This is a genomic window from Plantactinospora sp. A48 (assembly GCF_055793945.1).
The window spans coordinates 21,718-33,743 of sequence record NZ_JBTIXF010000048.1 but is presented as its reverse complement, the minus strand read 5'-3'; the positions used below and the strand labels follow the sequence as shown (position 1 = coordinate 33,743).

Here is a 12,026-nt window from a genome sequence, read left to right as displayed (position 1 = left end):
ATCGAGGAATCGGTACAAGGAGAGGTGGCCATGGCTCCTGGTGGGTGGTGCCGGTTGACCGGCCTGGTGGTGGGGACGAGTTTGGCGTTCGCGCTGACCCGTACGTACCTCTTTGATCTGGCCCCTGTCGCGTTGGCGCTGGCCGTGGGGATCGGGTTGGTCGCGGGGGAGGTGACCACGCCTCGGCCGCCGCGCTTGCGTGGCATGGCCACCCTGAGGACTCGCCGGATCCGTGACTACGTACCGCGGTCGACGGTCGTGGTGATCGCGTTGCTCGCTGCCGGTCTCGGGGTCTGCTCGGCCTTCCCCACCCCGGTCCGTCCCGACCACGAGGCGGAGTACTTCGGGACGGCGGAGCCGGTCACCCTGGCCGGCGCGGGGATCGTCCTGGCCGTGGTCGCCGTGCTCTGGGCTGTTGTGGTGCGGGCGGTTGTGCGTAGCGCCCAAGCGGGCGGCGACGCGGCCGGGCATGCGGCTGACGAGGCGTGGCGTCGCGCCGTGGTGCGACGCACAACGTGGGGCTGCGCAGTGATCTACGCGGAGATCTTCACGGCTGTCAGCTTCTGGTACGCCGACGAGCAGCTCGACTGGCGCGGCGGCGGCTCTCCCGTGTGGGGTTTCGGCTTGAGCGTGCTGGCTGCCGTCGGCCTGGCGGTCTTCGCGCGGTACGCGGGTGCGCTGATCACCACGGACGAGTCCACCCGCCACGTCTGCCCGGACACCGGCAAGGCGCTGAACCCGGTGCCACGATGAGCGCTGAACCCGCGATCCGGGTCGATTCATCCTCTGCGGTGCCCCCCTTCGAGCAGGTAAGGCAGCAGATCGCGGACCTGATCGTTCTGGGGGTGCTCGTAACCGGGCAGAAGTTGCCGCCGGTCCGGCAACTGGCCGGGGACCTCGGCCTGGCCAATGGCACCATCGCCCGGGCGTACCAGGAACTCGAGTCAGCGGGTCTGGTGGTGACCGGGCGAGCGGCCGGTACCCGGGTCGCGGCCACCGCGCCGCCCCCGGCGACCGACCGCACGGAGCAGTTGGCCAGCCGGGCCCGGGCATACATCCTCGCCGGTCGGCGGCTCGGCGCCACCGACACCGAACTGATCGACGCCCTCACCGCGGCTCTTCGCCCGGAGCCTCAGGAGGCGGTGACGCGATCGGAGACGGGCAGGAATCGGGGCCGGGAAGGCTCGCCGATCTCGTCCTGACGCGGCCGTCACGGTCGCGTAGCGGGAGTCACCTGGCCGGCTTGGTCCCGCGGTTCCGACGGAGACCCTCACCACGTCCAGGGCTGGGATTACCGCCGTGCAGGTAAAGGGCGATACGAGCCTGGTGCACATGCTCCGCAACGCCGTCGAGGCCGCCTCGGACGGCGCGACCACCGTCACCACCCTGAAGGCATGCGCGAGGGGGATGGTCCAGGTCAATGCCACAGCCGGCGAATAACCGGGTTGGCGGTGTAGCCGGCGTACTGGTGTCTGGGCGATTTCCAGGCCGGCCCCGCCTGACGTCGGATGCCATAATCCAGCTAACCAGCCTCAGCGAGGTGGACCGACTGGAGCCTGTTGTCGCCAACAGCAGGCGGAAGCTGCCAACCGACGAGAAGTGGGGATCGATGACCGCCAGGCCAACGCCTACGTCTTACGCTTTTGACAACGACAACACCGAGGCCGCAAATCAACTGAGGCACATTGGCGAGGTTGTGGACTCACCAACCCGTGCCACTCTGACCTCGGTAGGAGTGGCGGCCGGATGGCGGTGTTGGGACGTTGGCTCTGGAGCCGGGACAGTTGCTCACTGGCTGGCCGAACGCGTTGGTCCGACGGGGCGCGTCCTTGCCTCCGATCTCAAGCCCCAGCATATTCCGGCGCGGGAAAATCTGGAAACGTTGCAACATGACGTTCGAACTGACCCATTTCCGTCGGATGGTTTCGACCTCATCCACGCAAGGCTTCTGCTGATGCACCTCCCCGCACGGGAGAAAATTGTTCACCGGTTTGTCTCCGCGCTAAACCCCGGAGGCATTTTGGTGGTCTCAGACTGGGAAACAGATTATCTCGACCTGGTCCTGGACAGTCCCAGCGAGACCGCCACCCGGATCTTCAAGAAATTTCTCGAGATCTGCCGAGATGGGAGCCCCGCAGTCGGTATCGACACTCGCTGGGCAGCTCAGGCCAACGCCACCATGCGCAGAGCCGGTCTGATCGAAGTCACCACCAAGGCGCACGCAGAGTCCTGGGCTGGTGGCACAGGGGCTTGTCTTCTTCACCACAGCAATTCTTTCCAGCTCGAGTCTGGACTGCTCGCCGCTGGCCTCGACGAGGAGGAGCTACAAAAGCTTCGCGAAGTGTTGCTTGATCCGCGTTTTGTAATCTTGTCCCACCTCATGTTCACGACCATCGGAACCCGCCCAAGTTAGCGCTCGTATCACGATTCCTTCGCAAGAGGCCGAGCCCGCCAACCGCACCTTCCTGGCGGCGTACCAGCCAGAGCGTGTCCGTGGGCGGTAGTGGTGAACAGACTGCCGGGGGCCGCGCTGACCGGCCGGCTGTCCGTCACGATCCGGCACCCGTACGGGTCCAAGGTGCTGAACCCGTACGGGTCAACCTGCGCCGCCCCTACATGCCGGCCGCCGTGATCGCCTCGTTGATGGCGACAGCGAGGCGGTCAAGGCTGCTCTTGCCATTCGCGTCGATTTCCGCCGGAATCTCTCCGGTGTTGAAGATGTACGCCCAGTCGATGTCGTCGTCGCGGGACTCGATGCGGCTGGCCGTGCCCGGCATGCCACCGGTTCGCGCGGAGTTGGGAGACCGGCCGCCCGTGTCCCACGCCGCGTTGCTGCCGATGAACGTGGCGAGCGCAGGGGCGCTGGACACGAGGCCCCCACCGCTGTCCATCTGCGCGATGAGGAAGGTGCCGTACGCGGCCGGGACCTTGGCGTCCGACCACGGATCCCACGCGCTGAGGCCGACCCCCGGCGCGTCGTAGCTCACCTCGCCGGGCAGCTTGTCGGAGCGGAGGGTACTACCGAGGAAGACGTTGTTGGACAGGCCCAGCGGGACGAGCACGCGGCTCTTCACGTAGTCGAGGAAGTTCTGCCCGGTGCACTGCTCCACCACCAGCCCGAGCAGCAGGTACCCGAAGTTCGAGTACCTGTCGGCCAGGCCGAAGCCGTCCGGAGGGCTCCCGGGCGTGTACTGCAGCGGCTCGCCGTACATGTACCGGGCGACATCACGCTTCGTCACGTGCCCGGGCAGCCCGAAGGCCCGGGCGATCATGCGACCTTCGAAGACCGGGTCGATGCCGCCCGGCTGGTAGCGGGCCCAGCCCCCGGTGTGGTCGACCAGTTCCTGCACGGTGATGTCGTCGATCCTGCTGTCCCTGGTCTGACCCGGCAACGCCACGGTGGTGATTCCCAGGTACGGAAACACCCTGGTGTTCAGATCGAGACGCTGGTCCTGCGCCAGAGCCCAGATCGCCGCGCAGGTGAACGCCTTGCTCACGCTCGCCACCCGCATCGGGGTGTCGGGCTGGGTGATCGCCGCGCCGGGCTCCGACCAGGTGTAGCCGGACGCGAGCTTCATCGTGCCGTTCTTGCGGATCGCGAGCTGGCCCGCGCGTACGCCGTACTGCTGCATGAAGGCGCGCACGACGTTGTGGAGACCGGCGTACGTCGCGCCCACGCTGTTGACCTGGGTCCACTGCCGGGCGGTCGGTGGGTCCTGGCTGACGAAGACGGCCGAGTACCGGATGTCGGAGACGGACCCGCCGCCCTGCACGGAGATCGGCATGCGACCGGCTGCGACCTGCGTGTTGAACTCGGTCTGGTAGTCGGCGCTGGTCATGTCCCGCCGGGCGACCCAGGTGCCGGCCAGGTTGTCGGTGAACAGGGCCGCGTACTGGCCACCGTCGTTCGCGTCCACGATCACCGGCCGCAGGGCGGCTTGCGTGTAGCCGTCCTGCCAACTCTGGTACTCGGTGCTGTCACCCATCGGACCGGCGTTCCACTTCACGCCGCCGGTGTTGGGCAGCCAGACCGCGGCGTACGTACGGTCGCTGGCGCCGGTGCCGTAGATCGCCAGCGACGCGAGGATCTGCCCGTTGCCTTTGGCCGCCTCGTTGTTGCTGGCGAAACCGGCGTCATTGAGGCCGTGGTGCGCGGACCAACCGGCGGGTGTGATCTTCTCGAACACGGCGGCGAAGACCGCGGTGGCGCTCGGGCCCGTCGCGGTGACGATGGTCGGTACGTAGCCCTGGCCGACGAGGTTGTTGAACTGCGCCGAGTATCCGTCGGGGGTGAGGTCCTGCACGGCTGTCCACGCGGGGCCCGACCGCTGGACCCACACGGCGGCGTACCGCACGGGGGAGCCGTAGACGCTCAGCGAGATCATCCGGTAGCCCTGCGCCGTGAGGTCATTGACCTTCTGCTGGTGTGCGGCACTGTCCACCCCGTGGTACGCGGTGAAGGTCGCCGGGGACGCCGAGGCGGCGGCCGGGGCGAGCAGTTCGGGTACCACAAGCGCGCCCCCCGCGGCCGCGCCGGCCAGTAGCAGGCTGCGTCGACTGAGCCGCAGGTCGCTGTTCTGCGGGTACGGGGCGTTGTGACTCTCCATGATCGATGCCATGCCTTCCCGTTGAAGGTTTCTCCACCTAGCAATATTGACAACGGTGAAGGGCTGTCCTGGTCGGTGATCTATCTCACCTGGCGTCACCCACAGGCCGAGCTGGGGCTGAAGCGGCGGTGGACGGTCGTGGCACGCCGTCACGTCCGTCGAATGGTGTTGAATGGTGGTGGGTCAGTGTCGAATCCAATGATTGACATCCCGATCCAGGTGGAAAGGATGCAGTGATGAGGTTCTTGACCGACGACGGTCTGTTTGGCTTTGTCGTGACGCCGTCGACCAGCCCGGGCATGTACCGGTTCCAGCTTGTCATCCATGGCGAATTGGTGGGTGACATGGAGCCGTGCTTTCTCGAATCGGCAATGAGGAGCCTGGGAGGCCTGCACGAGATGGTCGACGGCAGGCTTCGCCGGATCTCCGTCGACGCGGGATCGGTTATGGAGATTCTGGAGTCGGACGACTCGCTCCATGATGCCGCGTTAATACAGGTTGCGGAGTCTCTGGATGGATGGAAGGTCCGTGGATATGTGTACGAAGGGAACGCAACCTTCCTGGCGGCAAGTTACATGCCTGGGTTGGATGACATGAAGAATCCAGTTTCGGTCGCTGTTGTTCCGTTGGCTGAGTACGACTCTGTCTTTGGAGCCGCTCACGACTATTGGGCTAGGACTCGGCGCGGGGAACAGAAGTAACCGTGCCGCCGCAGGGCTGGTGGGACTGACTGCTACGCCTGCCGCGTGCTCCACGCAACGGCATGGGGCGTTGGCAGCAGCCGGGTCGGGTCGGTGGCGGGCACGAATAACGCCAGAGAGCTGGGTTCATTGTCCTCCTGCTCGTCTTCGCCCCACCCGATGGCCCCGGCCACGACGTGGTCGAGCCCATCCGGGGTCGGCAGCACGAATACGGCGTGGTCGGTGCCCGCGAGGCCGGCATCGGCAAGAATGCGGTCCCGCTCTTCGGTGTCCGCGCACCGGATGACCAATCCATCGCGGTACTCCGTCCGCGTCTTCATCGCCCCGACCGGCTTGAACAGTACGTCGATCCTGGTCTGCCGTGCGCCGTCGGGCCCGGTTGTCCGCGCCCGCAACAGCAGTTGGCTGTGGCTGACCGTGTAGGCCCAGACGGCGAAGTGACGGTCGCAACGGAACAGCTCCCTGCCAGGTGCGAAGTGCTCGCCCTGGGACAGCCACTGGCGATCGAACATGGTCAAAAATTCCTTGCTGGGCTGCTCGTCTACTGGCTGGGTCGATCCTCGCATGACAGCGTGGGCCCGGGCGGTCGAGGACAACTCGCTATTGGCCGACGAAGAGGGCATTGTGGTCACGCCCGCCATCCGCCAGGAGCAGGTGCTCCGCGACGCCGAGCGGAAGGCGGCCAGGGAGGCCGACGAATCCCTCGATGCCTGGGAGAAGGCGCATCGCGCCCGCATCGACAGGATCCTGAGCGAGCAGGGCTTCGAGGACCAGCAGTGGTTGGGTCCGGAGCGTCGTTCGTGGTTTGCCCTGGATGGGTAGGCTCTCGCTGCTCGGCAGAGTCGGCACGGTCGGCAGGGTGCCGGTTCGGCGGGGCGGGTCTGGCCGGAGCGTGGATAGGGACGGAGTCGGCATGGTCAGCGGGGGTGAGGCCGAGGCGGGGGTCCGGGGCGGTGGCGAGCCGAATGCCGGCATCCAGCCGCCGGATCGACAGGCGGACGCGCCAGGGCTGCTGGTGCCCGAGTGTGTGGACACGCCGTCGACGACAACCCTTCCGACCGGGCCGGTGGCGCGATGGTTGCTCAGGCATCGGGTGCAACCGGCCGGTCCGGAGTCGGGGGAGGCGCATGCCCGGCCGCACTCGTGGTGGAAGGTGATGTGCCTGACCGGAGTGGACTACTTCTCCACCCTGTCGTACCTGCCGGGCATCGCGGCGCTGGCGGCTGGCGCGCTGTCGCCGCTGGCGACGCTGCTGATCGTGGCGTTGACCCTGTTCGGGGTGCTGCCGATGTACCGGCGGGTGGCGCGGGAGAGCCCGCACGGGCAGGGCTCGGTGGCGATGCTCGAGCGGCTGCTGCCGTTCTGGCGGGGCAAGGTGTTCGTGCTGGTCCTGCTCGGTTTCGTCGCCACGTCCTGGATCATCACGATCACCCTGTCCTCGGCGGACGCGACGGTGCATCTGATGGAGAACCCGATCCTGCCCGACGGGTTCCCGCGCGGCACGATCACGGCCGTGGTGGTGACCGTGGTGCTGCTGCTGATCCTCGGCGGGGTGTTCCTGCTCGGGTTCAGCGAGGCCGTCGGGGTCGCCATTCCCCTGGTGGCGGTGTTCCTGCTGCTGAACGCGGCGATCGTGACCGTCGGCCTGGTCGAGGTGGTGCGCGATCCGGGGTTGCTGTCGGGCTGGACCGGGGCGCTGACCGCCGGCACCGGCGGTGTCGGTGATGTTGTCGGCCCGGCCGTGCTGGCGTTCCCGCTGCTGGTGCTGGGTCTGTCCGGCTTCGAGACGGGCGTGAGCATGATGCCGCTGGTCAAGGGCGAGGGTCCGGACGGCGAGGCACGCCTGCGGGCGCGGATCGGCAACACCCGCAAGCTGCTCACCACCGCCGCGCTGATCATGTCCGGGTACCTGCTGACCACGACGTTCGTCACCACCCTGCTGATTCCCGCCGAGGAGTTCGCCCCCGGCGGTCGGGCCAACGGACGGGCGTTGGCCTACGTCGCCCACGAGTACCTGGGGGAGGCGTTCGGCACCGTCTACGACATCAGCAGCGTGCTGATCCTGTGGTTCGCCGGTGCGTCGGCGATGGCCGGCTTGATCAACATTGTGCCCCGTTACCTGCCGTCGTACGGCATGGCGCCGGAGTGGGGCCGGGCGGTGCGGCCCGTCGTGCTCGTCTACACGCTGATCAGCGTCGCGATCACGGTGGCGTTCCGCGCCGACGTCAACGCCCAGGCCGGGGCGTACGCCACCGGGATCCTGGCGATGATGGTGTCCGGCGCGGTCGCGGTGACCATCTCCGCGCTGCGCCACCGGCAACCGTGGGCCACCGCCGGCTTCGCGGCACTGACGCTGGTGCTGGTGTACGCGCTGGTCGCGAACGTGATCGAAAAGCCCGAGGGGATCGCCATCTCCGGCCTGTTCATTGCCGGGATCATCGTCGTGTCCCTGGTCTCCCGGGTGTCGCGTACCACGGAGCTGCGGGCGGAGCGGATCGAGTTCGACGAGCCGGCCCGCCGGTTCGTCACCGACTCGATCGAGTTCGACGGCCGGCTGGACATCGTCGCCCACCGTCCGGCCGCCGGGACCGGCGCGGAGTACCGGGCGAAGGAACGCGCGCAGCGGGGCATGAACCCGGTTCCCGGCGCCGCCGACGTGGTGTTCCTGGAGATCGAGGTCATCGACCCGTCGGAGTTCAGTGATGTGCTCCGCGTGCGTGGCGTCGAGGTGGACGGGTACCGGGTGCTGCGGGTCCAGAGCCCGGCCGCGCCCAACGCCATCGCGGCCGTCCTGCTCGCCCTGCGCGATGCCACCGGCCTGCGTCCGCACGCGCACTTCGAGTGGTCCGAGGGCAACCCGGTCGCGCATCTGCTGCGCTACCTCCTCCTCGGCCGGGGAGACACGCCGCCGGTGGTACGGGAGATCATCCGCAAGGTCGAACCGGACCCGACCCGTCGCCCCGGCATCCACGTGGGCGGATGACGTCCTCGCCTGGGACGGGAAGCTCAGGCGCGAAACGCATCCCTGGCGACTAGTACCCCCTGGGGGTATCGTTGTCCGGGTTGGAGGAGGCGAACATGGCACCCGGACATCAGCACCACGACACGTCGGCGCCAGCCGCGGATCAGCGCGCCGGCCAGCAACCCTCGGCGGGCTGGGCGGTCGCCGCGCAGGCGACGCTGCACTGTCTGACCGGCTGCGCCATCGGCGAGGTGCTGGGCATGGTGCTCGGTACCGCGTTCGGGTTGCACAACGTGGCCACGGTCGTGCTGTCCATCGCGCTGGCGTTCGTGTTCGGCTACGGGTTGACCATGCGTGGCGTGCTGCACGCCGGCGTCGGCTTACGTGCCGCGCTGTCGGTCGCCCTGGCCGCCGACACCGTGTCGATCGCCATCATGGAGCTGCTGGACAACGCGTTCATCGTCGCGGTGCCCGGGGCGATGAACGCCGGGCTGACCAGCGTGTTGTTCTGGGCGTCCCTGGCCGGATCGCTGGTGGTGGCGTTCCTGCTGACCACTCCGGTGAACCGGTGGATGATCTCGCGGGGCAGGGGCCACGCGGTCGTGCACCGGTACCACCACGCTCACTGACCGACATCTCGTACGCGGCGGCCCGTACCTCGCCTCGACAAACTGGTTGTAAGTCTCTTTCGGCGTGGTGTTTCGCCTTTTCGGTAATCGCACGTTCGCTTGTCGCAATAGGGCTGTTTCAGCCTCCGGAAGCGGGGTATGCGGGGCTTCCTGCGTATCGCAACAGAACATCGTCACGTCGCGCGATGGCAGCGCCTCCGCTCACGTCCTTGACCGTTCCCGTGCGGTGGGAACCGCGCAGGTTCCCACTTCACCGCTCGGTGGACGCGTCGAGCGCCGCGGCAACCGGGAGGAACCTTGTCCAAGAGCACGACGGGAGAGCGCAAGCCCGGGGAGCGACGCACGGTGCTGGCCGTTGTCGCCGTCGGGACGGCCATGGCCGTGGTGTTCGTCGCCTCGTACGTCATGGCACTGGACCGGCCGCCGCCGCACCGTATCCCGACGGGGATCGTCGGCGACGCGACGAGTGACCCGGCGGTCGCGCAGGGATTGAAGTCGAGCATGCGGGGCGCTCTGGAATATCGAAGCTACCCGACCGCCGACGCGGCCCGGCACGCCATCGAGCACCAGGAGGTCTACGCCGCCCTGGTCCTGGCGCCGGGTGAACCGCAGTTGCTGGTCGCCAGCGCCGCCGGCAACTCCCTCGCCCAGGTGCTGCGCAACGCCGCTCTGGACCTGACCAGGCACGACAACGTCGACCTGACCGTGACCGACGTCCGGCCACTGCCCGACACCGACCGCTCCGGTCTTGCCGCGTTCTACACGATGATCGCGGCAACCCTTCTCGGCTTCCTCACCGTCCTGCAACTGCGTACCAATGTCGGTCGGCTGCCCCTGCGGATCTGGCTCTCCATCCTCGCGGCCCTCGCCGTCCTCGGCGGTCTCGCGCTGGGAGCCACCGTTGGCCCGCTCCTCGGAGCGCTTCCCGCCCCCCTGCCGATTCTCTGGGCCACCCTGGCGGCCCAGATCGCCGTCGCCGGGCTCTTCTGCACGCTGATGGGGATTCTCATCGGTCGTTGGGCGGTCGTCCCGACCTGGTTGATCTTCATTGCGATCGGCAACGCCGCCTCGGGCGGGGCGGTGGCGACCGCGATCCTTCCGCAGCCGTACGCGACCATCAGTGCGGTCCATCCGAACGGATGTGTCGTCTCCCTCCTGCAGACCACCTCCTACTTCCCCGAGGCGGTGCAAGTGCGGCCCGTGCTCGTCGAGGCCGCCTGGATCATCGGTCTGCTCGGCCTCGTCCTGCTCAGTGCCCGGCTGGTGCGGAACGGCCCGCGCTGGAAGTGACGGTCCGAATCCTGGTGGCTGGTCAGGGGCGTTCGACGCGGATCGGATCGCCGGTCCAGCCGGCGGCGAACGCCTGCGGACCGCGATCGGCCGACAGCAGCGGGTGGAGCCTCACCGCCGTCCCCGCTTCCGGCGCTCGGGTCGCTGGTCGCCGCGCGCCTGGCCGCCCGCGTCCGGGGTCTTGTAGGTGACCAGCGGGACTGTGGTCACCACCGGGGTCGCCAGACCGTGGCCGACCAGGTCGGCGATCACCTGCTCGATTCGCTTGTACGCGGTCGGCGCCTCCTCGAACAGCAACTGCCGGTCGCCACAGACCACCAGCGAACCCACCGGGGTGCGGCGCAGTTGCTCGACCGTGTGCTTGGCCCGGCCGCGGCGCAGCGCGTCCGCCCGGGACATCTTGCGGCCTGCCCCGTGTGCCACCGAGTGGTTGGCCTGCGCGCCGGCGTGCGCGGCCACCAGGTACGACGGGGTGCCGCGGGTGCCGGCGACGAGCACGTCCCGGCCGTCGCCCGGTGCCGCGCCCTTGCGGTGCAGGTAGTGCCCGTCGCGGACCTCGACCAGGTTGTGGCACTGGTCCACGATCGGCGCCGTCGGCTCGGCGCCCAGGGCGATCGCGGCCCGGGCGGCCAGCAGCCGCCGGTTGAGCGAACCCCAGCGCACGGCGTCGTCATGTCGTGCCAGGTACGCGGCGGGATCGCTGGCGGGTCCGGCGCCGTGCACCTCCGTGTGTTCGCGCAGGATCCGTTCGCCGAGGCCGCGCGACCCGCTGTGCACGACGAGGACCGTGTCGCCGGTGGCGAGCCGGAGCCGTGCGGCGTGTCCCGGGTCGAGGACCTCGCCGACGCGGGCCAGCTCAACGAAGTGGTTGCCCCGCCCGACGGTGCCGAGACCGTCGAGGTGGCCGGCGGGGACGTCACCATCCAGTTCGGACCAGGCCGGGTCGTCGGCGTCCCGGTCCGGATCGAGCGGGCGGTCGAGGTCGGGAAAGCGGCCAGCGAGCCGCTCCGGTACGACCCGCTTCAACGTGATCGGGAAGACGGCGATGCCGCAGCCGATATCCGAACCGACCAGGTTCGGGTAGAGCACAGTCGATTTCATGGCGGCGCCGATCGGGGCGCCCTTGCCGGGGTGCAGGTCCGGCATGCCGGCGACGTGGACCATGCCGTCGAGGCCGGCCACCTGCCGGCACTGGTCGACGGCGTTGGACTCGATCCAACTGGTGGGGGAGGCGAAGACGGTGACGGTGGCAGGGTTGGGCCCCGGCAGGGACTCCTGCCGGGAAGGCTGAACGGACAAGGGACGCTCGCTTCTCGCCAAGGGTGGGACGGGTGGCCGCCGATCGCGATGGGATGGCGGAGGCGAAGGTGCTGTCCTCAGAACGTCATGCCGCCAAGCGTCCCGGAATTCACCGTCGCCAGCAAACGACTTTCGGGTTCGCTGTCGGACGGTCCCGCCGCCGGTCACCATGGCGCGCTCACCCTCCGTCGGCCTGCCGGATCCAGTTCCGCAACGCCTCGTTATGCACGCCCAACAGGGTGAAAACGACCCCTTGCCGGTCACCGCTGGAGCGGGTAAAGGGGCGTAGGGTCAGCAGGGCGCACGGATCCGGCGAACGCCGAGTGGCCTTCTCCAGCCCCAGCACGCCGTCAGGCGAGCGTGACGCCGTACGCCCACCGACCCGTTCAGGGAGGTTCGATCATGTCGAAGGACTCAACGGCCAAGGCCAACGTCAAGAAAAAGGGCAAGACGACGAAGGAAAAGCAGACAGCAAAGCGCCTGAAGAGCGACGAGCAAAAAGGCCACAGCTCGAACATCCCGCCTACCGGCCACTGAA

12 protein-coding genes are annotated in these 12,026 nt (G+C 68.3%); 9 read left to right on the top strand and 3 right to left on the bottom strand.

What is annotated here, in order from left to right; genetic code table 11:
- Positions 1–30 precede the first annotated feature (30 nt).
- The 3 genes from ACXN5W_RS22055 to ACXN5W_RS22045 all read left to right on the top strand — a co-directional run bounded on the left by ACXN5W_RS22055 (position 31) and on the right by ACXN5W_RS22045 (position 2,413).
- Entirely contained in the window at positions 31–753 is a 723-nt protein-coding gene (locus tag ACXN5W_RS22055) for a hypothetical protein (RefSeq protein ID WP_473160246.1), read from the top strand.
- Positions 750–1,202: a GntR family transcriptional regulator gene (locus ACXN5W_RS22050; RefSeq protein ID WP_473160245.1), complete on the top strand. Its 453-nt coding sequence runs from the start codon at positions 750–752 to the stop codon at positions 1,200–1,202. The genes ACXN5W_RS22055 and ACXN5W_RS22050 overlap by 4 nt, the downstream gene beginning before the upstream one ends.
- A 338-nt stretch (positions 1,203–1,540) precedes the next feature.
- Entirely contained in the window at positions 1,541–2,413 is an 873-nt protein-coding gene (locus ACXN5W_RS22045; RefSeq protein ID WP_473160244.1) for a class I SAM-dependent methyltransferase, read from the top strand.
- A 199-nt stretch (positions 2,414–2,612) separates the two neighbouring features.
- On the opposite strand, the gene ACXN5W_RS22040 is transcribed toward ACXN5W_RS22045, so the two are convergent.
- Positions 2,613–4,619, bottom strand: coding sequence for a serine hydrolase (locus tag ACXN5W_RS22040; RefSeq protein ID WP_473160243.1), 2,007 nt, complete (start codon positions 4,617–4,619; stop codon positions 2,613–2,615).
- 224 nt (positions 4,620–4,843) lie between these two features.
- On the opposite strand from ACXN5W_RS22040, the gene ACXN5W_RS22035 reads away from it, so the two are divergent.
- Positions 4,844–5,308 carry a hypothetical protein gene (locus tag ACXN5W_RS22035; RefSeq protein WP_473160242.1) on the top strand — a complete coding sequence of 155 codons (465 nt, stop codon included), beginning with the start codon at positions 4,844–4,846 and terminating at the stop codon, positions 5,306–5,308.
- Positions 5,309–5,340: 32 nt separating this feature from the next.
- Here the strand turns inward: ACXN5W_RS22035 and ACXN5W_RS22030 are convergent, their stop codons facing one another.
- Positions 5,341–5,820, bottom strand: a complete 480-nt coding sequence (locus tag ACXN5W_RS22030; RefSeq protein WP_473160241.1) for a hypothetical protein — start codon at positions 5,818–5,820, stop codon at positions 5,341–5,343.
- A gap of 52 nt (positions 5,821–5,872) precedes the next feature.
- Between ACXN5W_RS22030 and ACXN5W_RS22025 the strand changes: the two genes are divergently transcribed.
- From ACXN5W_RS22025 to ACXN5W_RS22010, 4 genes are all read left to right on the top strand, one after another.
- Positions 5,873–6,130 carry a hypothetical protein gene (locus ACXN5W_RS22025; RefSeq protein ID WP_473160240.1) on the top strand — a complete coding sequence of 86 codons (258 nt, stop codon included), beginning with the start codon at positions 5,873–5,875 and terminating at the stop codon, positions 6,128–6,130.
- Between the two features lie 91 nt (positions 6,131–6,221).
- Entirely contained in the window at positions 6,222–8,291 is a 2,070-nt protein-coding gene (locus tag ACXN5W_RS22020) for an APC family permease (RefSeq protein ID WP_473160239.1), read from the top strand.
- 95 nt (positions 8,292–8,386) lie between these two features.
- Positions 8,387–8,899, top strand: coding sequence for a DUF4396 domain-containing protein (locus ACXN5W_RS22015; protein WP_473160238.1), 513 nt, complete (start codon positions 8,387–8,389; stop codon positions 8,897–8,899).
- Between the two features lie 297 nt (positions 8,900–9,196).
- Positions 9,197–10,189: a hypothetical protein gene (locus ACXN5W_RS22010; protein WP_473160237.1), complete on the top strand. Its 993-nt coding sequence runs from the start codon at positions 9,197–9,199 to the stop codon at positions 10,187–10,189.
- Between the two features lie 111 nt (positions 10,190–10,300).
- On the opposite strand, the gene ACXN5W_RS22005 is transcribed toward ACXN5W_RS22010, so the two are convergent.
- Positions 10,301–11,488 carry an RNA ligase RtcB family protein gene (locus ACXN5W_RS22005; protein ID WP_473160236.1) on the bottom strand — a complete coding sequence of 396 codons (1,188 nt, stop codon included), beginning with the start codon at positions 11,486–11,488 and terminating at the stop codon, positions 10,301–10,303.
- Between the two features lie 402 nt (positions 11,489–11,890).
- Between ACXN5W_RS22005 and ACXN5W_RS22000 the strand changes: the two genes are divergently transcribed.
- The gene (locus ACXN5W_RS22000; RefSeq protein ID WP_473160235.1) at positions 11,891–12,025 is read left to right on the top strand and encodes a hypothetical protein; all 135 of its coding nucleotides are present in this window, start codon (positions 11,891–11,893) and stop codon (positions 12,023–12,025) included.
- Position 12,026: the final 1 nt, after the last annotated feature.